Here is a 24546-nt window from a genome sequence, read left to right on the forward strand (position 1 = left end):
ACTCCGAGGGAGAGGAAGTGCCGATGAGCGACCGGGCGAGCGGCGGAATCCAGGGGCTGCGTACCTGGTCGGCGGAGGCGGCGGAGAGGGTCAGAGAGCTGATCCCGGCCATGGGGGCACGAGCGGTGCCGCCGGCGGCTTACGACAGGTCGATCGGCGAACTCGACCAACTCGTGAGGCTGTTGGACCACGATCCGGTGCTGCGCGGCGCGGTGAGTGTATGGCTCGGTGGCGCGCTCGCCCTGCGGCATTCCGCAGGGGGCGGGACCGATGCGGACCGGGAACGGGCGGAACGGCTCCTGCGGGACGCGCGGGACCGCCGCACGGCGCTCGGTGCCGCGGTCGAGACGCAGGAGCGGCGGTGGGCGGCGCTGTTTCTGCTGACGCTCCTGACGCCGATGCGCTCGCAGCCGGGCGTGCCGGGGAACGTGCCGGATCTCGCCGCGTTCGTCGACTGGGTCACGCGGTCCGGGTACGACGGGGTGATGTCCTTCGCCACGGAGATCCACGAGCTGACCGACGACATCGCGGAACTGCCGCTGCCGTCCGAGTTCCTCACGGAGTACCGGCGGATGCGGGAGCTGTTCTCGGCCAGTACAGGGCCGGATTTCACCGAGGTTCTCGCGAACCTGATGCCCTTCGGTGACCCCTTCGCGGATGTGCTGCGGCAGACGATGGGACAGATGTTCGGCGGCGGGGTGCCGGGAGCCGAGGGGCCCGAAGGGCCCGAGGAGGAGAAGGCCGCGGCCGGCGGCGCGGGAGGCGAACGGGACACCGGAGCCGCGTCCTTGAAGGAGAAGGCGGCCGCGTCCGCGGAGGAGGGCGAGGGCGCGCTCGCAGGGGAGACCGAAGCCGCCTCCGCGCCCGCCCCTGACCCGGAGCCCGGACCCCCGCTCGCCCTCGATGACATCCGGCGTCTCGCCGCCGCCCAGGACGCGGTGAACGCCACCACCCAAGGGTTCGACGAGGCGCTCAGGAACGGTGACAGCGAGGCGTTCAACGAAATGCTCCGGAAGCTGCGTTCCGTGCAGGACGAGCCGCCGCCCGGCCCCGACCCGACGCCCGGCACAGAGGCCCTGATGGCGCTGCTGCTCAACGTCAGCGCCGGAGTCGGAGGCACGATCCAGGATCGGTCCGCGGGCCGCGCCCACGTGGACGCCGTCACCCGCTGCTTCGAGAACTACGACGGCCCGCTGCCTCCCGGGGTCCGGGACCCGGCCGTCGTCGGACGGGCGCAGGCGCTCTACACCAAGGTGCTCGACGCGGACGACGGGGAGACGCTCCGCGGCCTCGTCGACGACGCGGAGGAGCTGGCCCGGACCGTCCCCGGGGGACATCCGCTCCGGTTCGTCGTCGAACTGACCCTGGGAGCGGCCCTGACCCGACTCGGCGCCGTCATCGGAGACCTGGAACCGGTCCGACGCGGCACCGCCTTCCTGGAAGCGGGGATGACCGGTGTCCGCACGAGCGGCTTCCCGATCGCGGAGATGACGTCCCTGCCCACCGGCCCGGACTTCGCGCTGCTGCGCGCCGCCCTCTCCGGCGGGACGCCGCCCGGCGGCGAGCACGTCCCACCGCCGGCGGACGCCTCCACGGACGACGTCTACTCCGCCGCCATGTCCGCCGGACTGCGGTACGCACTCACCCGGGACCGGGCTGCCTTGGACACGTACATCGAGGAACTGGAGCGCGTCCGGGACGCCGTACGGGAGGGCAGGGCGCCCCGGATCGCCGCGGAGGCGCTGTGGAAGCTGGCCGAGGCCTACCGCGAGCGCGGTGTCCGCGACCAGAACGTCCAGGACATCAGGGCGCTGGGCGCGGCCGAGGAGGCACTGACGGCGCTCGCCGCCGACGTGCTCCTCCAGGCCGGTGCGGAACACGGACTTCTCATCGCCCGCGCCGGGGCGAACCGGGGCATCCAGGCAGCGCTGTGGGCGGCGTCGCAGGGGCGGCTGCACGAGGCGGTGGCCGTGCTCGAACTGGGACGGGCCCTGGTGCTGCACGCCGCGTCCACCTCGTCCGCCGTACCCGAACTCCTCGACGCGGACGGCCACCACGAACTCGCCGAGGCCTGGCGGGAGGCCGTCGCACCAGGGGCGGACGGAGGGCCGGGCGACGCCCGGGAGCAAGGGTTGCCCGGCGAACTCCCGAGCACCCTGCGCCGCCGCGCCCTCGAAGCCCTCGGCTACCGCGAGCGGGGCGGACCGCTCGGCACACCCACGCCGGCCGACCTCGCGGACGGGGTCGCGGCGAGCGGCGCCGACGCGCTGGTCTATCTCGTACCGGGGGAGGACGCGGAAGCCGGAGTGGCGATCGTCGTGGCGCCCGAGCGCGGCGTCGCCATGAAGGTCCTGCCGCTCCTGTCGGGCGCCGGGAACGGCCCGTTGGAGCGCTACCTCGACGCCACCGCCCTGCGCGACGCCGCGGTCCCCGGCGACGCGGCCGCAGCCCGGAGCTGGGAGGAGTCCCTGGGGGCGCTGTGCGACTGGGCCCACGACGTGCTCGGGCCCGTCGTCGGCGCCCTGGAGGAGGCACTGAGGCCCGGTGACGACCGGGCGGAGGAGCCGCTCCGCGTCGTCCTGGTGCCCTGCGGCCGCCTCGGCATCGTCCCCTGGCACGCCGCACGCGGGCCCGGCCGAGCCTCGCCCGCCTACCTGTGCCGGACCACGGTGTTCAGCTACGCGGCGTCCGGCAGCCAGTTCCTGCGCACCGTGCGGCGCGCGCCGCGGAACCCGGCGGCCGCTCCCGTGCTCCTCGCCGATCCCACCCTGAGCCTGACGTACGCCGAGGTCGAAGTCCTGGCCCTGCGGAACGCCTTCTACCCGGGGGCCCGGCTGTGCGGGGGGATGTTCGAGGTCCCCGAGGACGAACTGCTGCCCGGAACCCCGGACGAGGTCCTCGGGTTCCTCACCGACGGCGCCTCTCTGCTGCACGTCGCCTCGCACGGATCGGCGGGCGTCCGGCCCACCGTCTCCGCCCTGCACCTGGCCGCCGGGCCCGCGGAAGACCCGCCCGCCGAAGCGGAGGACACGGACCCGGGCGACCTCACGGTGACACGGCTGCTCGACCGGCCGGTACGCCGACAGGAACCCGAAGACGGCCCGCTGGTCGTCCTCAGCGCCTGCCGGACCGATCTGAGCACCCGCGATCACGACGAGGCCCTGACGCTCACCACGGCGTTCGTCTCGGGCGGCGCACGGGACGTCGTCGGATCCCGGTGGGCGGCCGACGACGGCACCGCGGCCCTGCTGATGGCGGTCTTCCACCACTGTCTGAACGCCGAAGGGCTCAGCCCCGTCGACGCGCTCAGGGCCGCCCAGCTGTGGATGCTCGATCCCGGCCGCGAGAACCCCGGCTCGCTCGGCGACGTGCTGCTGCGCCAGGCGGAGAGAACCGACCTGGACCGCGTCCCGCTGTGGGCCGCGTTCATTCACCAGGGACACCCCGGCCCGGCAGGGACGAGGAAGACACGCGAAGGAGGGGGACCGGATGAACACGAGTGGTGAGGGCCCGGCGGGCCGGCTGCTCGCACTGATCGGAGAACATCACGCAGCCGTCCGCGCGGCGCTCGACGACGAGCAGTACGCGTTGCTGCTCACCCGGCTGGAGACGCTCGCGGCAGTGGAACCCGACGATGATACGGCCCTCCGCAGAGCCTGCCAGGGTGTCCGTCTCGCCCTGCTGGCGCTGCCGTTCGACCATCCCGTACGTCCCGCCCTGGACGCCGTACGCCTGGTCGCCGCGCCACCCGAACCCGCCGTGGTCATCGGCGCGCAGGCGCTGATGGCACTGCTGGCGCCCGCACGGCCGCCGGCACCGGACATGCCGGACGGCACCTCGGACGAGATCCTCCGTGCCCCCGCCCTCTCCAGGGACGAGGCACACGCCCGGTGCGGGGGAGCGGCGCCGCCGGAACTGATCAGGTTCGCCGACCCCCGGGGCGGCGAACGCTACCCGGAGTTCCAGTTCCCCGACGGCTGCGGAAGCCCGTACGAGGTGGTCATCCAGGTGAACCGGCTGCTCCTCGCCGACATCGACCCCTGGGGGGCTGCGGCCTGGTGGCTCAGCGGGAACACCTGGCTGGGCGGGACACCCGCGGCGCTCCTGGGCCGGCTGCCCGACCGGGAACTGGTGGGCGCGGCCACCGCACTGGTGGAGGGGGACTGATGACCGGCATCTTTCCCATGACCTCGCTGGAGCTGCGGCCCGTCCTGCATGTGCTCCCGGCCGGGACCGAGCTGTGGCGGGTGCACAACATCCGTTACGCGCCGGACGAGTTCAATCCGAAACTGGCGGATCCCTTCGAGTTCAAGGACGGCAGCCGCTTCGACGGCACGCAGCTCGACCCGTACCACTGTCTGTACCTCGGGGACACCGCGACCACGGCCCTCGCGGAAAGCGTGCTGCGCTCCCGCCCCTTCGAACTGCCCTCCGGGCGTCGGCGCATCCCGTACGCCACCGTCCTGCACCGCACGCTGAGCGTGCTGCGCACCCGGTGCGAGCTGACCCTGGTCTCCCTGATCGAGGCGAAGGACCTCGCCGCCGTCTGCCAGGAGTCCACGCTCCTGGAGGACGAGCGCAACTATGTGTCCGCCCGTCGCTGGGCGAGCGAGATCCGGGCGCAGGCACCCGAGGCCATGGGGCTGATCTGGCAGTCCCGGCACAACCGGCCGCAGCGCGCCCTGGTGCTGTTCCACGACCGGTTCGCGCACTGCGACGGCAAACCGCTGGACGTGGTTCCCACCTCGGGGATCCCGCAGCTCGACTCCGACGCGGGCATCGACCGGGCGAACCGGTACCTCGAACCCCTGCGCGCGGAGATTTCACGGCCGCGACGGGAGTGACACCCGCGAGAACCCGGACCGGCTTGTCCGCAGGGGGACGCGGTGCCATGGTGATCGCATGGCATCGCCCCAACCTGACCTTGCGTCAACTCTCGAAGAGATCAGGGAAGTCCGGCGCATCGGCCTCGTCCGGCTGCGCGGTCGTCCGCTGCCGCACCTGGAGGCGGCGGCGGCCGTGGCCGCGACGGGAGCCCGTACCCCGGGTGCGGCCGTCGAGTCGCTGCTGCGGCGCGCCGTGTCGCTCCTGGACGAGGGCACGCTCCGCACCACCGCCGAGTACACCCTGGGACTCGCGCAGGGCACCCGCGACTGGCCGGCGTCCTCGCGCCGGGCCAGGGCCGCCTCGGTGTACGGCGTGAGCGTCGAACGCTTCCGCAAGGACCACGAGGTGATGGTCCTGGGGCAGGTCGCCGAGCACGTCGTGCGTCTGGCGACGGCACCGGAGGAGCGGGAAGCGGGGGAGGGGGTGCCCCCGGGCGGCGAGGGGGAGCGCAGTGCCGTCACGCACCGGACGGTGCGGGTGCTCGTCGGGAGCCGCCACGTGGTCCTCACCGTGCACATGCACCCCGTTGACCTGCTGCGGGACGTGGACGTGGTGGTCTCGCCGATCAACGTCCACCTCGCGCTGCCCGAGGCGTACAAGTCCTCCGTCGCCGCGTCGCTGCGGCGGGCGGCGACCGTGTGGGGGGTGACCGGTAACGTCATCGACGACCCGGTCCACGACGGGCTGCGCGAGTGGGCGGCCCGGCACAACACCTCGGGGCGCGCCGTGCTGCCGGGAACCGTCGTCACCACCGGTTCGGGAGCCCTGGCCGGGCAGGGCGTACGACGGATCCACCACGCCGCGATCGCGGTGCCCCGGGCCGGGACCAACGACTACGACGTGCTGCCCGCCCATGTCACGACGGCGGTGTCGCGGACCTTCGCGGTGCTGGCCGAGGAGTCCGGGCAGACCGTCCCGCCGTTGCGGTCGGTGTGCTTCCCCCTGCTCGGCTCGGGCCGCGGCGGGTTGCCGTACCACGTCAGTCTGGGCGCCGTGTGGGCCGCCGTGGAGGCGGAGCTGGCGCGCGGCGCGGACTGGGACGTCCACTTCGTGGTGCGTACGCCGCAGGCGGCTGCCCTGGTGGCGCGGATCGGGTCCAGGATCCGCCCGTAACGTGCCCGGTCCGCGACCGGCCGACCCGTTGGAATGTAACTGAGCCCCTCCGCCCGGCAGATGGCGAGGCGAGAGCGGCGTGGCGCATTCATGTCGCCGGAATCGCCGTAGGGACGCGCACGGTCGTGGCTCCGCCCAACGGCACCGGTCGATGAGCGACGGGGTGGTGAGCGGGTCGATGAGCGGGTTGACGGTGTGGCGTCCGGTCGTTCGCACCGGTATCGAGGGGTGCCGTGCCGGCGGCGCGGGGCCGCACGGGCGGCGTGGCCGGCGGACAGGTGTGCGCGGGGTGCCGCCGACCAGGAACGGATGGGATCGTTCCGGTCGTGGCCGGCTGATGGAGTCTCCGGCGAGTTCTGTCCGCGGTTCATGGAACTCACCCGTACGCAAATCTGACGTGGAATCATCATTCCTCCTCTGCAAGGGGGTTGGGTGATCACGGCGGCCACCGGCGCGTGGCCTCGGCAGCGCCCGGACCGTCACGGCGAGCCGGGGCACGGACGGACTACGGGGGGCTGTGGTGTGCTTGATGCCTGTCCGGTGTGCGCGACTCCGGAGGACCGGCGCGACGTCTGCGAGGTCTGCGGCTGGCGCCTCCACGACGACCCGGTGCTCGGCGAAATGACGGCAGCGGACCTGGCGGCCGCCGAGACCGCCCTCCGGGCGGCGGAACGCACCTGGGACCTGCGCGCGGCGGCACTCGCCGCACCCGGCACGGGCGATCCCCCGTGCCTCGCCGCAGTCATCAGGGGCGGTCCGCCGCAGGGGGACGAGGCGAGGCGGCCCGGAGGCGTACTCCCCGGCGGCCGGAGCGCCCCCGACGACCTTCCCGCGGCCGGACCCGGCGCACCGCTCGACGAGCTCCGGCACAGCCGCGCGGAACTCTCGTTCGTGGAGTGCGCGCCCGACGGGCTCCATCTGACCCGGGTGACCTTCACCGAAGCCGGAATCCCGGTCCTCCGCGACGCGGACAGCACGCCCTGGCGCACGGTCGTGCCCGCCCTCGACGCCGACGCCGCTCTGTGCCGCTTCCAGCTGGCGGGCGGCAACGGGACCATCCCGCCCGTGGACCGCCGGGCGTTCGACGACGCCGTACGGGGATGGCTCACCCTGAGCCTGCCGGCCGACCCGGGGGCCGCGGCCGTGCTGCTGCGCCCGGCGCCCGGCTGGGAGCTGCTGCGGCGCGCGGCCGCCGTCGTGGCCCGGGACCACGCCGTGCGCCTCGAACTGCCCGCGGAGCGCACCGCGCCGGCGGAACCGGCACACCCGGGGGAAGCGCCCGCCCGCCGCGTCGCCGCCGACCGGGTGCGGCGGCTCCTGCGTACGCTGCCGCTCCTCGCCGATCACACCCTGCTGCTGGCCCGCGCCGACCGGGACACCGGCGCCGTGCGCCCGCACAGCCATGTGCTCTTTCCCGCGGGCTCCCGGCTGGCCCCGGGCGAGACCGCGACCGCCGAGGTCACCGTGTACGGCGGAGCCACCGGCAGTACCCCTCTTCACCTGCCGGTCCTCGCCGGCACCCCGGCCGCCGACGGCAACGGCGCGCCGACCGTGACCGTGCACCGGCTCAAGGTCGGGGCACTGGAACCGGCACGGCTCACCTTCGTGCTGCGCGGCCCCGGCGAGGTGGACCTCCTCGCCCCCGCGAGTGAGCGGCCGCCCGAGCAGACCTTCGTCGATGTGCCCCGACTGCTGTCCGGTCTGCCCCGCCGGATGGTGCGCCCGCCCCGCCTCGATCTGCTGTTCACCGTCGAACTCAGCGGTGCCGACCTGGCCGAGACCGAGGAACGCCTCGCCTTCGTACGCGACGTCGCCGCCCTTCTGGCCCGCCGGGACCGCGCCGGCGGCGCCGTCCGGGTCGGAGCCGTCGGCCACTACGACCACGCGGACTACGAGAGCACCTGGGCCAAGGAGGGCACGCTGCTGCGGGCCCCGGTCGTCGCCCGCCCGCCCGCCGAGCTGCCCCGGGCGCTGGCCGACTGGGCGCCGGCGCTGCGGAGGCAGGACACCGTGTCGTCCCTGGAGGACGCGCTGCACGCGGTGGCCTCGCTGCCCGCCGTGCACTCCGGCACGGCCAAGGCGTGCCGCGTCCTCCTGATCGTCGGCCGCCGGCCACCCGCCCCGTCCCGTCAGCACGGGGTCGTACGCGCCTGCCCCCACGGCACGGACTGGCGGGCGGCGCTCGCCCGGCTGAAGACGGACGGCTTTCGCGTACTGGCCCGGGCGGACCCCGCGACCGGACCGCCGCCGCCCGACGCGGCGGGCAGACAGGCCAGGCGCTACGCGGCCGAGGCCTGGCGGGCCCTCGGCGCCGACGGGGTGCTCCGTCCGGGGACCGACTCGGCCCAGGACGCGGTCCGGGCCCTCGACCCGCCCTGGCGGCAAGAAGGCCCGGAATGCCCGTTCGCCTTCGCCGCCCCGCTCATGTGACACCACCGCACGACGTGGCCCCAGCACGAGGAGAGCCCATGGACGATCTCTACGACCCGAACAGGAACGAGCCGAACAGGAACGAGCCGACCGGAAACGGCCTGAACGGGCACGACCCGAACAGGAACGAGCCGGACGGCGCGCCGCGGGACGGCGCCGGCAGCCAGGGGAACACACCCACCGGCGACGGCCCCGGGCCCGTACCGGTGCCGGCCGTACCGGACACCGTGCCGAACTCGACGCCCGAGCGCATCCCGTCCGGCGGCCCGGACGCGGATCGCATCCGCATAGGGCTGTGGGGCGCGCCGCGTTCGGGCAAGACGACCTACCTGACCGCACTGCCCCTCGCCGCCATGCAGCACCAGCGGTACCACGACGGCGGCTGGAACATCAGCGGCATGACGGCGGAGGCCGGCGCGTTCCTCAGCCGGGGCATGGACCTGCTGACCCGGCAACGGGCCTTCCCCGAGGCCACCATGGGCGTCCGTGAGATGGCCTGGTCCATCCAGGGGCCCAAGCGGAAGGGGAAGCTGGGGATCAGCGGCCGGCGGCCCAGCTTCGTCCTCGACATCCAGGACGCAGCCGGGGAGGTCTTCGGCGACGGCCATCCCCAACAGGCCCAGCTCGTCGGCCAGCTCGCCCGCTCCCACGGGCTGATCTATCTCTTCGACCCGCTCGGTGACGCCGAGACGGCGACCGAGAGCTTCAACTTCCTCCAGTCGACCCTGACCCGGCTCACCGCGCAGGTCCGCAACCGCCAGGGGCTCGTCGACGGACGGCTGCCGCACCACGTGGCCGTCTGCGTCGCGAAGTTCGACCACCCGGACATCTTCCGGCCCGCGGTGGAAGCGGGCTGGGTCACCCAGGACACCGTGGGCGCGCAACTGCCCCGGGTGCCGGCGGAGCAGGGCGAGAAGTTCTTCCAGTGGATGTGCGACGACTTCCGCGGAGCCAACGCACGTCTGGTGCGGGACGCCCTGCACGCCTACTTCGACCGGCGCCGCATCGCGTACTACGCGACCTCCGCCGTGGGCTTCCGGCTCACTCCACAGCACGTCTTCGACTACCGGGACTACGTCCAGCCGGTCGAGGTGGACGGGATGTCGCGTCTGCGTACCTCCCCGGAGCCGATCAACGTCCTCGAACCACTGATCGACCTGGAGGAACGCATCTACCGGGACCGGGGCCGCGAGCGCGGCCTGGGCGGCCGACTCGGGGGAAAGCGGCGGTGAACCGGAGCCTCGGGGAGGAACAACTGACCGCGCACCGGGCGGTGCTCGGCAAATATCCGGGGCGGACCATGGGGTACAAGGTGCTGCGCAGCAGCCTCCCCGGCAATCGGGCCGACACCTACCTCTGGCGGGCGGCCGCCACCGGCGCGCCCGAGGGCAACGACCCCGACGGCGCCCTGCCCTGGCGGGTGTTCCTCGGCGCGTCGGACACCCATCCCGCCCCCGTCTGCGCCTGCGTGGACACGATGTGGGACGGGACGGCCGACGGCACCGGCGCCCCCAGCTACACCTGGCGGCTGACCCTGTTCGACTGGCCGGACGTCTCCCGCTCCGCCCTGACCTGGTCCGGCATCGACCGCGCCCTGCCTGCGGAGCCACCGGCCCCACCGGACGACGACGCCCCGACCGAGGTCGGCGTGCCGAACACGTCGGCCGATGAACTCGCCGCCGTCGTCGACGACCTGGGCTTCGCATGGGCGTCCGGTGTCGCCGCGCTGCTGCTGGACGACCGGCAGGTCGCCATCACCCCGGGCCCGGGCCGGCCGCTGCCGGACGTCACCGACCGTGTCCGGGCACTCGACGCGATCTGCTCGCTCCTGCCGTACGCGTGCCGGTCCTGGCTCAGCGCCGCGACCTGGATCGGCGAGGCACAGCACGACCTGCGGCTGTTCTTCGCGCCGACGGCACGCGCGGGGCAGTGCGCGGCGGTGTTCGGCGGGGCCCCGCCGCAGGAGCCGCGCGGCTCGGCGGCCCGCGGCTATCTGAAGGGTCTGCGCGCGCTGCGGGCGAAGACCGACGACACCCGGCCACTCGTTCGGCACCTGCTGGCCGCGACGGAACCGGCCACGTCCGCACCCGGCCCGGGCGGCGTCCTCAAGGCCCTGCGCGAGGCCGACCTGCTGGACACGGTGGTCGAGGAGGTCCGCTCCGGAGAGGGGGACCTGACCGAGGTGGCCCGGGTCCTCGACCGGCACCCGGCCGCCTCTCTCGACGACCGGCAGCTCACCGTCCTGACGGGCTATCTGGTCCACGGCGCGCACGGCCGTCAGGCGCGCGCCGGTGCGCTCCTCGCCGAGCAGTGGTCCGATCGCCTGCGATCCCTTCTCGTCGGGGAGGTCCTGGCCGCCGGGGACCCGGCCCGGTCCTTCGAACGGGCCGAGCGATATCTGGGCCTCGTCCACAACGTGGTCGAGCTGCGCCGACCCGGAACCTTCGACGAGCTGTTCCACGCCCTGGTGGAGGCCCAGGAGCCGACCGGCGGCTGGGCGGGGTCACTCATCTACATGGCGGAGGACCAGTGGGGCCGGAGCACCGAACGGGCCGACCGGATCCTGTTCCGTGAACCCGCCGTCGGCAAGACCTGGCTCAGGTACCTGCTGAAGAACAAGCGGCGCGACCTGAAGCCGCTCGAACGGCTGGTGCGCCGGGCACGGACCGAGCTGGCCGCCGACATCACCCCCGGCTGGCTGCGCTTCGCGGCCGTGCTGCTCGGCGACCCGCCGGACGGGACCACCGCCACGGACGCCGCCGACTTCGCCGAGGCCTTCGAGGAAGGCTGGCGGACCACGCTGGAGATCGCCCGGCTCCGGCGGCGGCCGGAGGTCCTCGGACCGATGTGGCCCAGGCTGTGGCGGATCGCCCGGAACGAACGCGGCCTCGGCGAGGCCGTGGCGCGCCTCGTGCCGGTCGAGGAGCGGGCCCGGGGCGCCGTGGCGGCCGACGCGGACCTCTTCTGCGCGGCCACGCGCACCGGAACGCCGGGCATGCCCCGCCTGGAACGGCTCGCCGACGATTCGGAACTGCGGGCGTACATCGCCGCACTGATCAACCGGCTCGGCTCGGACGGCGAACTGCGGCGCCTCGCCGTCGACGCCCTCCTGGCGGGGACGCCGGGGCAGCGCGGCTGGCGGGTGATCGAGCAGCTGGGCATCGTACTGCCGGAGAACTTTCTGCAGCCGGTGTGCGAGGTGCTGCACCGGCGGCTCACCGGACATGGACGCCCGCTCAACGACCTCGACGTACCCGCGTACCTCATGGAGCAGGTGTCGCAGCGGTACGACATGGCCTGGCTGCGGCCCGTCCACGAGTTCCGCAGGGCGGTCAACGACCACGCGTCGTACGAGCGGCTGGCCCGTCTGCTGCTGGCCGCGGGCGCGCCGCTGCGGCTGCCGGTGCAGCTCCTCGACACCGTCGCCGGATGGACCGTGGCGCGAGGGCCGTACGGTCTGGAGCAGGTCACCCGTTTCATGGACGAACTCGCGGCGGACCTGCCTGGCCTCCGGCTGTACCGGGCCCTGGTGCGGGACGACCGGTACGCGGGGCTGCGTGTGCTGCTGACCGAGCACAGCCGGCAACAGAGGGCCCGGCACGACAGGATCGTGGCGGAGCTGGGGCACGGCCCCGACGCGCCGATGGCCGCGGAGCCCGCCGCCGAGGGCGAACGCCGGGGCGTCCTGGGGAAGATGGGGCGGATCGTGCCCGGGAAACGCCGATGACGGCGCCCGCCGAACCCGCCGTCGCCGTCGACGCGGGCTCGCGCTTCCTCCGGGTGGCGCGGGTCGACGCGGACGGGACGCCACGGCTGGTCGACCTGCCCGGCGCGGTGCCGGGCGAGGGCCTGCCCACCCCGGCCGGGGTACGCGGCGACCGGGACGCCGCCCTCGGCGTGGCGTACGCCGCGTACCGCGATCACTGCGGCACGCCGGGACGGCTGGTTCTGGTCGTCCCGCACGACGAACAGGCGCACTCCGCCCCGGACTTCGGTGGCCCGCCGCCCCGGCTCGTCGGCGCCCCGCACGCGGTGCTGGCCCTGCTGCGGCACACGGGCGGTCCGCCCGTGTCGCCGGTGCTGGTGTGCGACCTGGGCGCGGCCGGCATCGACATCGCGCGGTGCGCGCCCGTCGGCGGGACCGTGACCGTCTCCCGGGTGACCCGGCACCGGCCGGAGCCCGACGGCTACGGTGCCGCGTTCGACAGGGCGGTGCTCGACGGGGCGGGCCTTGCCGTCGACGACCCGGACGTACTGCGCCGACTCGATCTGGCCAGGGCGCAGAACACCCGGCGCACCGAGGTCGCCCTCGACCGGATGGCGGCACGCCCGGACCGCGCCGAGCGGTCCGCGGACACCGTGGTCCATGAGGTGGCGGGCCGGGAGATCACCGCCGGTGTCGTGCACCGGGCCCTCGCCCGGCTCACGGAGGGCCTCGACCGGGCCCTCGCGGTCGCCCGCACCGGCCCGGACCGTACACCCGTGGTCGCGGTGGGCGGCGCGGCCCGGTCGGGAACAGTGGCACGGCACCTCGCGGACCGTCTGGGCCCCCCGGTGCCGCTGCCGGAGGGCACCGATCCCGCGCTGGCCGCGGTGCTGGGAGCAGCGCTGGTGGCCGCGGGAAGCATCGACGCGGCCGACCGGTACCCGCACGCGGTCGCCGTGCGCGTCCACCGCACCGTGCACGGACGGCCCCAGGACGGCGAACTGATGATCAGTCCGCCGGGCACGCTGATTCCGGGCGGAGCCACCGTGTTCGCCGAGACCGACGGGGAGCGGGTGCGGTTCGGGACCGCGACGGCCGGGGGGAGCGGCGCACGCGCGGTCCGGCTGCTGGTCCGCAGGTCCGGGGCGGAGAACGGCGTACCCGCGGCTGTCGTGACGGTCCCCGCGGTGGCCGAGGAGCGCTTCCACGTCGGGATGCGGGTCACTGCCGATGGGGCCGCGCACCTCGTGCTCCAGCCGATCGGCCGGGGCCGGGCCGGTGCACACCCGCCGGGGGGCGGACTCCCGCCCGAGGAGTTCCCGTTGGGTGTGCTGCCGGTCGACGTCCCCGGGGCCGGCCCGGGGCAGCCCTTCTCCCAGCCTCCGCCCGGGGGGTGACCCCTGGCCCGCTACGTCCGCCCGTCCGCCCGACACCCAGGGAGCCCGTCCGTGAAGCGAACCACCCGGTCACCACGTGCCACCACCACGCTGCGGCGTGCGGCGGCCGTGGGAGCCGTCCTGCTGGCCGCCCTGACTGCGGCCACCGTTCCGGCGACCGCAGCCGAGGGGCCCAGCAGGGAAGAGATCTACCGGGAACTCGGCGTCGCCGACCAGCCCGTGGACTACGTCATCCTGGTCGACACCTCCGGCTCGATGAAGGCCAAGGGCCGCTACGACACGGTCCGTTCGACCCTGCGCACCTTCCTCGGCGGTCTGACCCGCGCCGACCACGTCGCCCTCATCACCTTCGACGACCGTCCCGAGGCGCGCTACATCGGCTCGGCCGGTGACCCCGCGAAGATCGTCGCCCGGCTGCCCCAGGCTCCCGACCCGGACGGCGGCACCGACATCGGTGCCGCCCTCGACCAGGCCCTGCGCGAGCTGGAGCGGACCGACGCCGCGAGCGTCGCCTCCGTGGTCATGCTCACCGACGGCCGCCACCAGCCGCCGCGCGGGTCCGGCTACCCCAAGTCCTCCGGCACCCCCTGGAAGGCGCTGCGAAAACGCGCCGAAGCCATCGGCGCGCGCACCGAACTCGCCGGATACGCACTTCCGTTGGCAACCGGCGCGAGCGGTGCCGAACGGCTCGGGGACGTCGTCGACAACACGCTCGTCCTGCGCCCGGGAAGCATCCAGGACCTGGGTTCCTACCTCCAGCGGGCCGGGGACAGCACCCGGGCCCGGTCGGCGGCGCGACTGCTCGCCGAGGACCGGGGCAAGGGCGTCACCGCGTCCTGGAAGCGGACCGGCCCCCGCGATCTCACCACCGGCTCCGCGGCCGCCTCCGTCACCTTCCGGTCGGCCGCCCGGCACCTGCCGCTGACCGTGAGCGACGCACGGCTCTCCGCGACCGGGGCCCCGCTCGGCATCAGCGGTCTGCCGGCGCGGCTGACCCTGGGCCCCGGCGAGTCCAGGACGTACGCCGTGCGCCTCACGGGCGGACCGGACGGAAGCGGCCTGCCCTACCGGCACACCGAGGAAGCCTCGGCCGTGCTGCGGGTGTCCGGGCAGGTGACGTCCCCGTGGCAGCGGGCCCTCGCGCCCGACGCGGACCTGAAGGTGCCCGAGGCGGTCGCGGTCGGGGGAGAACCGCTGACCGTACGCGCGGACATCGGCTCCGCCCTCCTGCTGCCGGGGATCCTGCTGGTACTCCTCGCGGTCCCGGTGCTCGGCTGGCTGCGCTGGCGGAGCGTCAACCGCCCGGTCCTGTCCGGGGTGCTGGTCGTGGTCCCGGTGTTCGAGGGAGGTGTTCCCGGCCGGATCGCGCTCTCCGGGAGGCGGGTGGTGTTCCAGCCGCGTGAGGGCGGACGCGGCACGGTGCACGGACGCCGCCGCCGTACCGCCGACGGGCCCGGGACGGACCTGATGATCCGGTACGTCCCGGACGGCGCGACCGGCCGACCGGACCGGGTGGTCTGCGCACCGGGCGCCCGGGCCGTGGTCGGCGGGCTGGCCTTCACACACCGTCCGGACAGCGGCCCGGCACCCGCACCGGGCACCGCCCGGCCGAGCGCCGAGGGGGCCCGATGACGGCGCAGCAGCCGCTGAATGTGGCGGCCACCCGCGTCGGCACCCGCACCCTCGGTCCCGGCGTGCGCTCCGTGGTGTGGGTGCAGGGCTGCCCGTTCCACTGCGCCGGCTGCCTCGCGCCGGAGTGGATCCCCGAACGCCCCGCACGCCCGGCGCACCCCGACGACCTCGCGGCCGAACTGCTCGCGGACCCCCGGGTCACCGGGCTGACCCTCTCGGGCGGCGAACCGATGAGTCAGGCCGCGGGACTGGCCCGACTCGTCCGGCGGGCCCGGCAGATCAGGGACGTGTCCGTGGTCTGCTTCACCGGACACCGACTGGAGCGGCTGCGCACCCGGCCCCCGTCCCCGGACGTGCCCGAGCTGCTCGCCGCCGTCGACGTACTGATCGACGGCACGTACGTGGCGGCCCTGAACGACGGGCGCGGCCTGCGCGGCAGCAGCAACCAGCGGGTGCACCACCTCACCCCGCGCCTCGTGGACAGCGGCTACGACTTCGAGGGCCGGGCGCGGGACGTCGAGATCGCCCTCGACGGCCGGGAGGCCCTGGTCATCGGGGTGCCTCCGCGAGACTTCCCCGCCGCCTTCGAGCGAGCGGTCGACACGGTCCGCGCCCGGACCCCGGGAGCACACCCCCACGGCTCCGGCGCGGGTCCGGACGCCATTCCACAGCAGAAGGGACGGTCATGAGCGGCAGGAAGAGGATTCAGATCGACGAGGCGGAGTGGCACCGCCTGCAGCGCAAGGCGCGACAGCTCCAGTCCGTCAAACGGGACATCCCGCGCCTGGTCGCCGATGTGCGGAAGCAGACCAGGGCCGACGTCGACCGGGCGTTCGCCACGGTGCAGGCCCGGCAGCGCCGCCAGGACGCCGCGATCGACCGGCTCAGCGACCGGACCCGGCAGATCGAGGCCGACACCAACCGCAAGCTGCGCGACCAGGCCCAACGCCTGCACCAGGACCTGCGCGAGACGGCGGGCCGCATCGAGGAGAACACCCGGCAGCGCCTCGACGAGCAGCGCCGGGAGGCCGAGCGCGCCCTCGCGGCGGAGCGCGCCGAGCGGCGGGCCGAGACCGCCCGCCTGGCCCAGGAGATCGACGCGTTCAAGGCCGACCGGGCCCGCGCCGAGGACACCGTACGCGCCTGGCTCGCCGATGCCCGCACCATGGCCGACCTCATCGACGGGGAACTGCCCCACGACCGGTACGCCCCCGGCCGCCTCGACCGGCTGCGCCGGCGGATCGCCACGGCCGACGCGACCGCGGGCGAGGGCCGCTTCGACGCCGCGCTCGCCGTCGCACAGGAGACCTTCCACGAGCTGAGCGACCTGCGGGTGGACATCGAGCAGCGGGAGTTCGAGCGCTGCCTGGCCCAGAAGGAGGCCGTGGAGGCCCTGGTGCAGGTGGAGGCCCTTGCGGAGGACAACCGGCACCGCCCCGTCGTCGGCCCCGACGCCCGGCCGGTAGCGGACTGCACGCTGGACGTCGTGCACTGGTCCGAGGGCGAGTTCGACCAGGTGCTGCACGAGACCGCCGAGGCACTCTCCCGCGCCCGCGACCCGCACACCGGCGTACAGGACCTGCGTGTGCTGCGCGACGAGGAGGCGCCCCGGCTCGAACGGGGCCTGGGCCAGGTGGTGGAGCGGGCCGGGATGCGCCAGCTCACCTCGCAGATGCGGGTCAACCTCGCGGATGTCGTGGCCCACACCCTCGCCGAGGTCGCCTACTACGACCTGGTGGAGGAGGAGTCCGGCTACGCCGACGGCGACGAACGGGGAGCGTTCCACGCCCGGCTGCGCAACGCGGCCAACGGCAACGAGATCAGGGTCGAGATCGTCCAGGAGGACAAGGACTCGGACCAGTGCGTGATCCGCGTGGAGTCGAGCGACCACGACGTCACGGCGGAGGCCGAACTCCGCAGCCGGGCCGACGCGGTGCACCGGGCGCTGCGGGACCAGGGCGTGCCGATGGGCCTGGAACCCTCGGAGCCGACGGTCATTCCCCGGGACACCCGGATCCCGGGCCCCGCAGAGCCCGGGGGCCGGGCCGGCCGGCCCGGGGCGGGCACATGAGCGGGAGCCTGACGAAAGGGACCTCCGTCCCCGGGCGCCCACCGGACACGGAGCGGCTCGCCCCGGAGGCCGTCCGCACCGGGGAGCCCTTCACGGTGTTCTACGGGCCGGGCGTGGGCGACGTCTTCGTCGACGGCACCGGACAGGTCCGCTCCATGGAACAGGAACTCTGGCGCATGCTGCGCTCCGAAGGGTTCGAGCGGATCGTGTTCAGCACCCTGCACGACCCGGTCTACTTCCGCGACAAGGAGTCCTGGGAACGGTCCCGCCGCCCCGCCCGCCGCGCCTCCGGGCCGGACGGCCGGACCCGCACGGGCGGCATGCGCCACGCCGGTCTGCGCGGCCCGCTCGGCGGTGCCCAGCTCCTGGCCACCGCGCCCGCCGCGGAGCCGGAGCCGAGCACCGCGTCGGGAGTGGGCGCCGCCCGCGCGTCGGGGATCGCCGACCCGTTCGGCGTGATGACGCTCATCGGGTATCTCCGCGGCACCGAACACCGAACCGCGGTGGTGTTCCCGCACGCGGACGAGTTCCTGCTGCACAACCAGGCCCCGCGCCAGCTCGCCGGAGCCCTGGCCGAATGGGCGGCCGAGGGCGTCGAGGGCAATCAGTGGATCCTCGTGTTCAACAGATCCTCCCTGAGCCAGGTGGCCGCGTTCCTGGAAGGGCTGGGCCGCTGCCCGCAGCTGGAGACCTTCGTCGCCGAACGACGCGACGAGCCCGCCCGCGGCGGCACGCACCGGATCGGGCTTCCCCGGGGGCCGGAACTGGAGCGGCTGGTGCACTCGGTACGGCTGCGCAAGGGACTGCCGGTCGAGTGGCAGGATCTGGACCGGGTGGTCCGGGCGATGGCCGGTCAGCCCGAGACCGCCCGCGTCTGGCGGGAGCGCCTCGAACAACTCCGCGCCTCCGGCCGCGTGTTGGACCGGGAATCGGTCCGGACCTGGCTGGGCGGCAGCGTCACCGACGACCGCTCCCCCTGGGAGCGGCTGGCCGCGATGCCCGGTACGCAGGAGCTCGTACGCCGCTTCGAGGACCTGCGCGCGGAGCTGGCGACGAGCGAGGAACTCCGGGCCCGCGGCCGGCCGCAGCACGGCGAACCACCGTCCCGGCACCTGGTGTTCACGGGCAACCCCGGCACGGGCAAGACCACCGTGGCCCGACTGGTGGGGGAGATGTACCGGGACGTCGGCGTGCTGGACCGGGGCCACTGCGTGGAGGCCAAGGTCAGCGACCTAATCGCCGGCTACATCGGACAGACCGCGCAGCGCACCGACGCGGTGGTCGACCGGGCCCTGGGCGGAGTGCTGTTCATCGACGAGGCCTACGGGCTCAGCGACCAACGGGACGGCTTCGGCGACGAGGCGGTCCAGGCGCTCCTGAAACGCATGGAGGACGACCGCGGGCAACTGGTGGTCGTCGTGGCCGGCTACCCGGACAAGATGAACCAGTTCCTCGACGCCAACCCGGGTCTGAGGAGCCGCTTCCCCGAGACCAACATCGTCACCTTCCCCGACTACGACCCCGGCACCCTGCACACGACCCTCATGAACCGCCTGGAAGAGGGCGGCCTGACCGTCGAGGAGGACGCGGCGGCGGCGCTGCGGCAGATCGTGGAGAGCATGCACCGGGGCCGCGACGCCGCATTCGGGAACGTCCGGGAGATGCGGACCCTCGCCGACGCGGTCCGCTCCCGGTGGTCCGTACGCGTGGGGCGGGACGTGGAACAGCCCGTCGTCGGAGCCGACATCCCGGAGACCTACCGCGAGCACCTGCCCCGGCCGGCACCGGACCCGGCGGAACTCCTCGCCTCCTTCGACCGGTACGTCGGCCTCGGGCCGGTCTGCGCGGAGCTGGCGGGCCTGGCCCAGCGGCTGAGGATGCGCCAGGAGCGGGGCGCCGCGACCTTCGACCCGCCGCATCTGCTGTTCGCGGGGCCGCCGGGCACCGGGAAGACCACGGTGGCACGGCTGGTCGGGGAGCTGTTCCGCGCACTCGGGCTGCTGCGCAAGGGCCATGTGGTGGAGGTGACCCGCGCCGACCTCGTCGGCCAGTACATCGGGCAGACCGCGCCCAGGGTCCGTGACGCGGTCGAGCGGGCGCTGGGCGGGGTGCTGTTCATCGACGAGGCGTACAGCCTGGTCCGGGACACTCGCGGGAGCGGAGGCTTCGGCGCGGAGGCGGTGGACACCCTGCTCCGGGAGATGGAGCACCGGCGGGGCCAACTCGTCGTCATCGCCGCCGGGTACCCCCGGGAGATGGAGGAACTGCTCGACTTCAACGCGGGAATGCGGTCGAGGTTCACCACGAAGGTGCCGTTCCCCGAGTTCTCCCTGGACGACCTCGGGGAGATCCTGCGCCGCTCGGCCGTGGCGGGCGGCTACGTACTCGGCCCCGGGACCGAGGAACGTGCCCGCCGGTGGCTGGAGGAGACCCGGAGGGCCGACCCGCACTCGTTCGGCAACGCCCGTGAGGTACGCCGGCTGATGGAGATCATGGAGGCTCTGAAGGCGGCGCGCTGGGGCGCCGGGGACAAGGGCCCGGAGTTCCTGCCCGAGGACGTACCGGAACCGGCGCAGGGGCGGGACGACGGGGAACCCCCGGGGCGTTCCGGGTGATACGGGCCCGCGGCTTGGTCGCAGGCCGGGCGGTCCCTCCTCAGGCCGGACCGCTGGTGATCTTTTGCCGGCCGTCGGCGTCGGGGCCGCCCCGGTCCACGAGGGCGCGGCGAAGCGCGCGGTCCGCCTCGGCGAGCCGCCGCTCGACGGTCTCGGTGAGCACCGCCACCTCGGCCGGGGTCAATCCCGGTGCCCGCGCTTCGCCGTCGCCGTCCGCGGCCTCGTGCAGGGCGTTCGCCAGCTCCCGGTCGGCCCTGGCATGGCGGGTCAGCGACGCGAGCACCGTGCTGTACTCGGCCCGGACGCTCTCCAACGTCTCCCGCAAGGAGGAGAGCTCCTGCGTGCTCTCACTCATGCTGCGCCGGGTGTCCTCCAGCTCTCGCTGTGCCGCGGCCACCTGCTGCAGGGACTGCCGGGTCCGTGGGGCGAGTGCCGAGAGCTGCTGCTCGGTGAGGCGCAGCAAGGAGTCGGCGGCGGTGCGCAACTCCTCGTCGGCCGCGTCCGGTTCCTGGCCGCGCAGCTCCTGCAGCCGTCCGTCGATCGCCGCGCGCTGCTCCCGTACGTCGTCCAGCTCCGCCACGAGCGCTTCGAGCCGCCGCAGTTCGTCGACCTCGTGGCGCAGCTCTTCGTGCTCCGCGAGACGTTGCCGCAGCTCGGCCTCGCGCGCCAGGAACTCGTCGAGGGCGGTGCGTTCCACCGCGATCCGGCCGGCCAGCGAGGTGAGTTCGGCCATCAGCTCCTGGACGTCACGCCCCAGCCGCTCGCCCGCCCGGGCGGCCCGGAGCAGTGCGGGCAGCGCGTCGGCGAGGTCATGGGTGCCGGCCAGCGCGTCGTCCAACGCGTACAGGGCGGTCAGGGCGTCGGCCCCGTCGATGTCCTCGGCGGCGCACGGCGTGCCGGTCCCGCCAAGTGTGCAGGCGGCCCAACGCACGGCGTGCCCCAGCACCAGGAGCGCCGTCTCCCGCTCGCAACGCCCGGAATCCGTCAGTGCGTCAGCGATCCTCGTCCTGGCGTCGTGCACGGTGCCCCTTCCCGGAGTGCTCGGCGGGTCCGCCGCTCGACGGACCCGGGCTGTACCGACCGTCAGCGTATCGCCGGGTGGGGGCTTGAGGGAGGAAGTCGATGACTGAGGAACTGCGCGGTCGGGCAGCCGGGGCGGTCCGTGCCGCGGGGCGGCTGATGGAGGGCGAGGACTGGAAGGACGAGGCGCGACTGGGAGCAGCGATCGACGAACTCATCTCTCTGGAAAGAGAGTTGATTCAGAACGAGGAGGAGTTCTCCGATGTCTTCGTGTACGTGGCACTCCTGATCGGTGCGCGCTGTCGGCTACGGAGCGACACGACGCTCGACTCCGGCGAGCGGGCCGAGGCGCTGCGGCGCCTGCGTTGGGTGGACCGTCACGGACCCACCGACGCCCCGCTCGCGGTGCTGTCCCGCATGGTGCTGATCTTCCTGCTCACACCCTGGGCTCTGCCCCGGGCCGACGGCAGCCGCTACGCCCTGCAGAACGCACTGCTCGACGTGGCCGACGGGCGCGTGCTCACGGAGGCACTGCGCCGCGACCTCACCGAAGCACGGGAGGTGATCGGCCGGATCGCCGAGGCGCCGGGCGACGAGGAGTTCCGTCGGCAGACGGAGAGCAACCGGGAGATCATCGAGCAGATGCTCGCGCCCGGGTCCGCCCGGTCCGCGACCGACCGTTCCACCGCCGGGGCGGACCACGCCCCGGCGGCCCCCGGTGATTCCGACGCGGCCTCCTCGGCACAGAGCCAACTCCTGGACGCCGTACGAGGACTGGTGGAGCTGGCCGGCTCGATCAGCACGGCGCGGTTCACCCGTGTACTCGTATGGCTGATCGCCGAGTTCCCCTCCGGGCAGGGCGGTGACCCCGAGCCCGGATACCCGACCCTCGACCCCGAGGCGGCGCGGCTGGTGCGCCGGGCGGGCGCCTGCCGCGCGGCAGGCGCCGACGGCGTACAACGGGCCGCCGACCTCGCCCTGAGGAGTCTGCGCGCAGTGCCGCCGGACACGCCGCAGCGAGCCCGGCTGGCCAGGCTCCACGCCTACCTGCTGCTCCAATGGGAGATCCTGACCGACGAGCCGGCCGATTTCTCCGAGGTGGAACGGCCCACGCCCGATCCGGACGACGACAGCACGGACCGACTGGCCGACTGGCCGATCGCCCTGACCGTCGACCCCGGCGTCCTCCCGTATCTCACCACCCACGTAAGGGACTTCGTCGCGCACACCGGCATCCGCGAACGGAAGCTGGCCGTACATCTGGACCGGATCCTCGCCTACCGCACCGGCGACCCCGGCTATCTGGACGACGCCGCCGCGCTGCTCAGGGAGGCCATCGACGCGAGCCCCGACGGCTCGTGGTGGGGCGTTTCCCTGCAGGCGGACCTGGTCGATGTCCTGGAGCAGGCCGCAGTGCACGGAGGCAGCTTCCACGACGCCGACGTCGCCCTGAGCACCCTGCGCGAACTGCGCGCCGCACTGGAGCGTGACGGCTCGGTGCCGCCCGACGCGCCGTTCGTCCTCGACCTCGCGCTCTCCGCCGCCGGAGCCGAGCTGAGCCACGCCCGGCGCACCGGGGACCACGGGGAACTGCCCCGCATGGGCGAGGAACTGCGGGTCCGGTGCGCGGCCCTGCCGCCGGGCAGCGACCGTCGCGGGGCACTGGAAGAACGGATCACCGAGCTGGACGCCCTCCTGCCGCCTGCCCTACCCGAGGGTGCCCTCGAACCCGCGCAGCCCGAGGCGGCCGAGCCGGAGATCCTGTATCGCGCGATCTCCGAGTTCCGCCGCGACCTCGGCGATCCCCAGCTCTACCACGACCAGGAGTACGACCGACGAGGCGCTCTCGGCCTGCGGATGCTGTTCGACGTGGTGCGGGGAGAGGGGCCCGGGGAACGGCTGGACGAAGCCATCACCGAGTTGACCCGTGTCCGCGTGCTGATCACCGAAGGGCGTGGCAAGGCACACCGTGTGGACGTCCTGACGAAGCTGGCCGAGGCCCATCTCATGCGCGCCGCGCGCGGCGGCCCGCACCGCGCCGCCGACCAGCGGGCCTGCATCGAGGTCCTCCGCGAGGCGCTGGGCGAACTGGCCGCCGACGTCCTGCTCCAGTCCGGCGCCGACCACGGCCTGTCCGCGGCGCTCAACGGGGCCGTGCTGTCGCGGCGCCTCGCGTTCATCGCCTTCCTCGTCGGCCGGCCGGCGGACGCGGTGGCCGACCTGGAGCGGGGCCGTGCCCTGGTGCTGCAGTCGGCCGCCGCCACCCGGGGCATCCCGGCACTGCTCGATGCCGCGGGCCACCCCGGACTCGCCCGGCAGTGGCGGGCCCAGATCTTCGCACACCCGATCCGCCCCACCACGGCGACGGCCCCCCGAGTGCGTGTGCCGCAGGTCCCCGACGGCACCCCGCCGATCCCCAGCGGTCTGCGGCGCAAGGCGCTCAAGGCGCTCGGAGCAGTCCGGGGAGCCACGGAGGGGCCGGGCACCCGGCCGCTCCTCGGCGCCACCGGCCCGGCCGAACTGTCAGCGGGCCTCGCAGCCACGGGCACCGACGCGTTGGTGTACCTGGTGGCCGGGGTGCCGACGGCCGACGGCGGGTTCCCCGGCCGTGCGCTGATCCTCCGTCCGGGCGCGGCCCCGGCCGCGGTCGCGCTGCCGGAGCTGCTCCAGTCGGGCAGCCCACCGCTGGACCGCTATCTGGAGGTGGCGGCGGAACGCTCCCGGGTGCTCACCGACCCGGAGCAGGGACCGGTGGAGCTCGCCGCGTGCGAAGGGCACTGGCAGGAGGCGCTGGGCACGCTGTGCGACTGGGCCTGGCGGGCCGTGATGGGACCGGTGCTCGGCGCCGTCCGGCCGTTGCTCGCGGCCCAGGGGCCCCTGGCCCGGCCGCCACGGATCGTCCTCGTCCCGTGCGGCCCGCTCGGCGTCGTCCCGTGGCACGCCGCACGCATCCGGGGCCTCGGCGAGCACAGCCACCGGTACGCCTGCCAGGAGGCGGTCCTCAGCTACGCCCCTTCCGGCGTCCAGTTCCTGGCGGCTGCCGGCCGGCACCGGATGTCCCCCGCCACCGGACCGCAGGTGCTCGTCGCCGACCCGGAACTCACCTTGCCCTGGGCCGAGCTGGAAACCGCGGCACTGCGCTCCGCCTGCTATGCGGGAGCTCTGCGCTACGGCGAGTTCTTCACGGCGGACGGGGAGCGGGACGCCGCGGGCACACCGGAGGACCTGCTCGCCGTGCTGCCCGGCGGCACGACCCCGGCCTCCCTGGTCCACCTGTCCTGCCACGCCGTCGCCGCGCCCAGGCCCACCGACTCGGAACTGCGGCTCGCCGTTCCGCCCGGTGCCGGAGACGACGCGGGCAGGCTCACCGTCGCCGACATCCTCGACGCCTCAGCCGACCGGGGTACCGGCGCCGCAGGCCCCCTGATCGTCCTCAGCGCCTGCGAGACCGACCTGAGCGCCGGCCACCACGACGAGGCACTGACCCTCGCCACCGCACTGGTCACGGGCGGGGCCGCCGATGTCGTGGGCTCACGCTGGGCGGTGCGCGACGGCCCGACCTCGGTGATGATGGCGGTCTTCCACCACCACCTCACCGCCCGGGGCCTGGCCCCGCCCGACGCCCTGCGCGCCGCCCAGCTCTGGATGCTCGACCCGCATCGCACACCCCCGCCC

The 24546-nt window shown here is 74.3% G+C and carries 14 protein-coding genes; 13 read left to right on the plus strand and 1 reads right to left on the minus strand.

Annotated elements, in window-relative coordinates:
• The first annotated feature begins 23 nt into the window (after positions 1–23).
• The 12 genes from AADR41_RS17250 (at position 24) to AADR41_RS17305 (ending at position 19851) form a co-directional block, all read left to right on the plus strand.
• Entirely contained in the window at positions 24–3506 is a 3483-nt protein-coding gene (locus tag AADR41_RS17250; RefSeq protein WP_342282293.1) for a CHAT domain-containing protein, read from the plus strand.
• The gene (locus AADR41_RS17255; RefSeq protein WP_342282294.1) at positions 3490–4167 is read left to right on the plus strand and encodes a hypothetical protein; all 678 of its coding nucleotides are present in this window, start codon (positions 3490–3492) and stop codon (positions 4165–4167) included. The genes AADR41_RS17250 and AADR41_RS17255 overlap by 17 nt, the downstream gene beginning before the upstream one ends.
• Positions 4167–4844 (plus strand): RES family NAD+ phosphorylase, encoded by a 678-nt coding sequence (locus AADR41_RS17260; RefSeq protein WP_342282295.1) that lies wholly within the window; start codon positions 4167–4169, stop codon positions 4842–4844. Before AADR41_RS17255 ends, AADR41_RS17260 begins: the two co-directional genes overlap by 1 nt.
• Positions 4845–4902: 58 nt before the next feature.
• Positions 4903–6000, plus strand: coding sequence for a hypothetical protein (locus tag AADR41_RS17265; protein WP_342282296.1), 1098 nt, complete (start codon positions 4903–4905; stop codon positions 5998–6000).
• A gap of 540 nt (positions 6001–6540) precedes the next feature.
• Complete coding sequence (locus AADR41_RS17270; RefSeq protein WP_342282297.1) at positions 6541–8430, plus strand: hypothetical protein; 1890 nt, start codon at positions 6541–6543, stop codon at positions 8428–8430.
• A gap of 38 nt (positions 8431–8468) precedes the next feature.
• Positions 8469–9662 carry a hypothetical protein gene (locus tag AADR41_RS17275; protein ID WP_342282298.1) on the plus strand — a complete coding sequence of 398 codons (1194 nt, stop codon included), beginning with the start codon at positions 8469–8471 and terminating at the stop codon, positions 9660–9662.
• Positions 9659–12157 (plus strand): hypothetical protein, encoded by a 2499-nt coding sequence (locus AADR41_RS17280; protein WP_342282299.1) that lies wholly within the window; start codon positions 9659–9661, stop codon positions 12155–12157. Before AADR41_RS17275 ends, AADR41_RS17280 begins: the two co-directional genes overlap by 4 nt.
• Positions 12154–13533, plus strand: coding sequence for a sugar kinase (locus AADR41_RS17285; protein ID WP_342282300.1), 1380 nt, complete (start codon positions 12154–12156; stop codon positions 13531–13533). Before AADR41_RS17280 ends, AADR41_RS17285 begins: the two co-directional genes overlap by 4 nt.
• A gap of 51 nt (positions 13534–13584) precedes the next feature.
• A complete protein-coding gene (locus AADR41_RS17290; RefSeq protein ID WP_446751062.1) occupies positions 13585–15165 on the plus strand; it encodes a vWA domain-containing protein in 1581 nt (526 codons plus the stop codon).
• Entirely contained in the window at positions 15162–15854 is a 693-nt protein-coding gene (locus tag AADR41_RS17295; protein WP_342282301.1) for a 4Fe-4S single cluster domain-containing protein, read from the plus strand. Before AADR41_RS17290 ends, AADR41_RS17295 begins: the two co-directional genes overlap by 4 nt.
• A complete protein-coding gene (locus tag AADR41_RS17300; protein WP_342282302.1) occupies positions 15851–17236 on the plus strand; it encodes a hypothetical protein in 1386 nt (461 codons plus the stop codon). The genes AADR41_RS17295 and AADR41_RS17300 overlap by 4 nt, the downstream gene beginning before the upstream one ends.
• Positions 17233–19851 carry an AAA family ATPase gene (locus AADR41_RS17305; RefSeq protein WP_342282303.1) on the plus strand — a complete coding sequence of 873 codons (2619 nt, stop codon included), beginning with the start codon at positions 17233–17235 and terminating at the stop codon, positions 19849–19851. Before AADR41_RS17300 ends, AADR41_RS17305 begins: the two co-directional genes overlap by 4 nt.
• Positions 19852–19891: 40 nt before the next feature.
• Here AADR41_RS17305 and AADR41_RS17310 read toward each other — a convergent pair whose 3' ends face one another.
• Positions 19892–20872: a hypothetical protein gene (locus AADR41_RS17310; RefSeq protein WP_342282304.1), complete on the minus strand. Its 981-nt coding sequence runs from the start codon at positions 20870–20872 to the stop codon at positions 19892–19894.
• Between the two features lie 101 nt (positions 20873–20973).
• Here AADR41_RS17310 and AADR41_RS17315 point away from each other — a divergent pair.
• On the plus strand, positions 20974–24546 hold a 3573-nt coding region (locus AADR41_RS17315), incomplete at its 3' end, for a CHAT domain-containing protein (RefSeq protein WP_342282305.1).

It is taken from the genome of Streptomyces sp. CLV115, from assembly GCF_038448545.1.
Classification (GTDB): domain Bacteria; phylum Actinomycetota; class Actinomycetes; order Streptomycetales; family Streptomycetaceae; genus Streptomyces; species Streptomyces sanglieri.

Coding starts and splice junctions, on each gene's coding strand:
- AADR41_RS17250 (WP_342282293.1), top strand. CDS start 24: ATGAGCGACCGGGCGAGCGGCGGAATCCAGGGGCTGCGTACCTGGTCG.
- AADR41_RS17255 (WP_342282294.1), top strand. CDS start 3,490: ATGAACACGAGTGGTGAGGGCCCGGCGGGCCGGCTGCTCGCACTGATC.
- AADR41_RS17260 (WP_342282295.1), top strand. CDS start 4,167: ATGACCGGCATCTTTCCCATGACCTCGCTGGAGCTGCGGCCCGTCCTG.
- AADR41_RS17265 (WP_342282296.1), top strand. CDS start 4,903: ATGGCATCGCCCCAACCTGACCTTGCGTCAACTCTCGAAGAGATCAGG.
- AADR41_RS17275 (WP_342282298.1), top strand. CDS start 8,469: ATGGACGATCTCTACGACCCGAACAGGAACGAGCCGAACAGGAACGAG.
- AADR41_RS17285 (WP_342282300.1), top strand. CDS start 12,154: ATGACGGCGCCCGCCGAACCCGCCGTCGCCGTCGACGCGGGCTCGCGC.
- AADR41_RS17295 (WP_342282301.1), top strand. CDS start 15,162: ATGACGGCGCAGCAGCCGCTGAATGTGGCGGCCACCCGCGTCGGCACC.
- AADR41_RS17300 (WP_342282302.1), top strand. CDS start 15,851: ATGAGCGGCAGGAAGAGGATTCAGATCGACGAGGCGGAGTGGCACCGC.
- AADR41_RS17305 (WP_342282303.1), top strand. CDS start 17,233: ATGAGCGGGAGCCTGACGAAAGGGACCTCCGTCCCCGGGCGCCCACCG.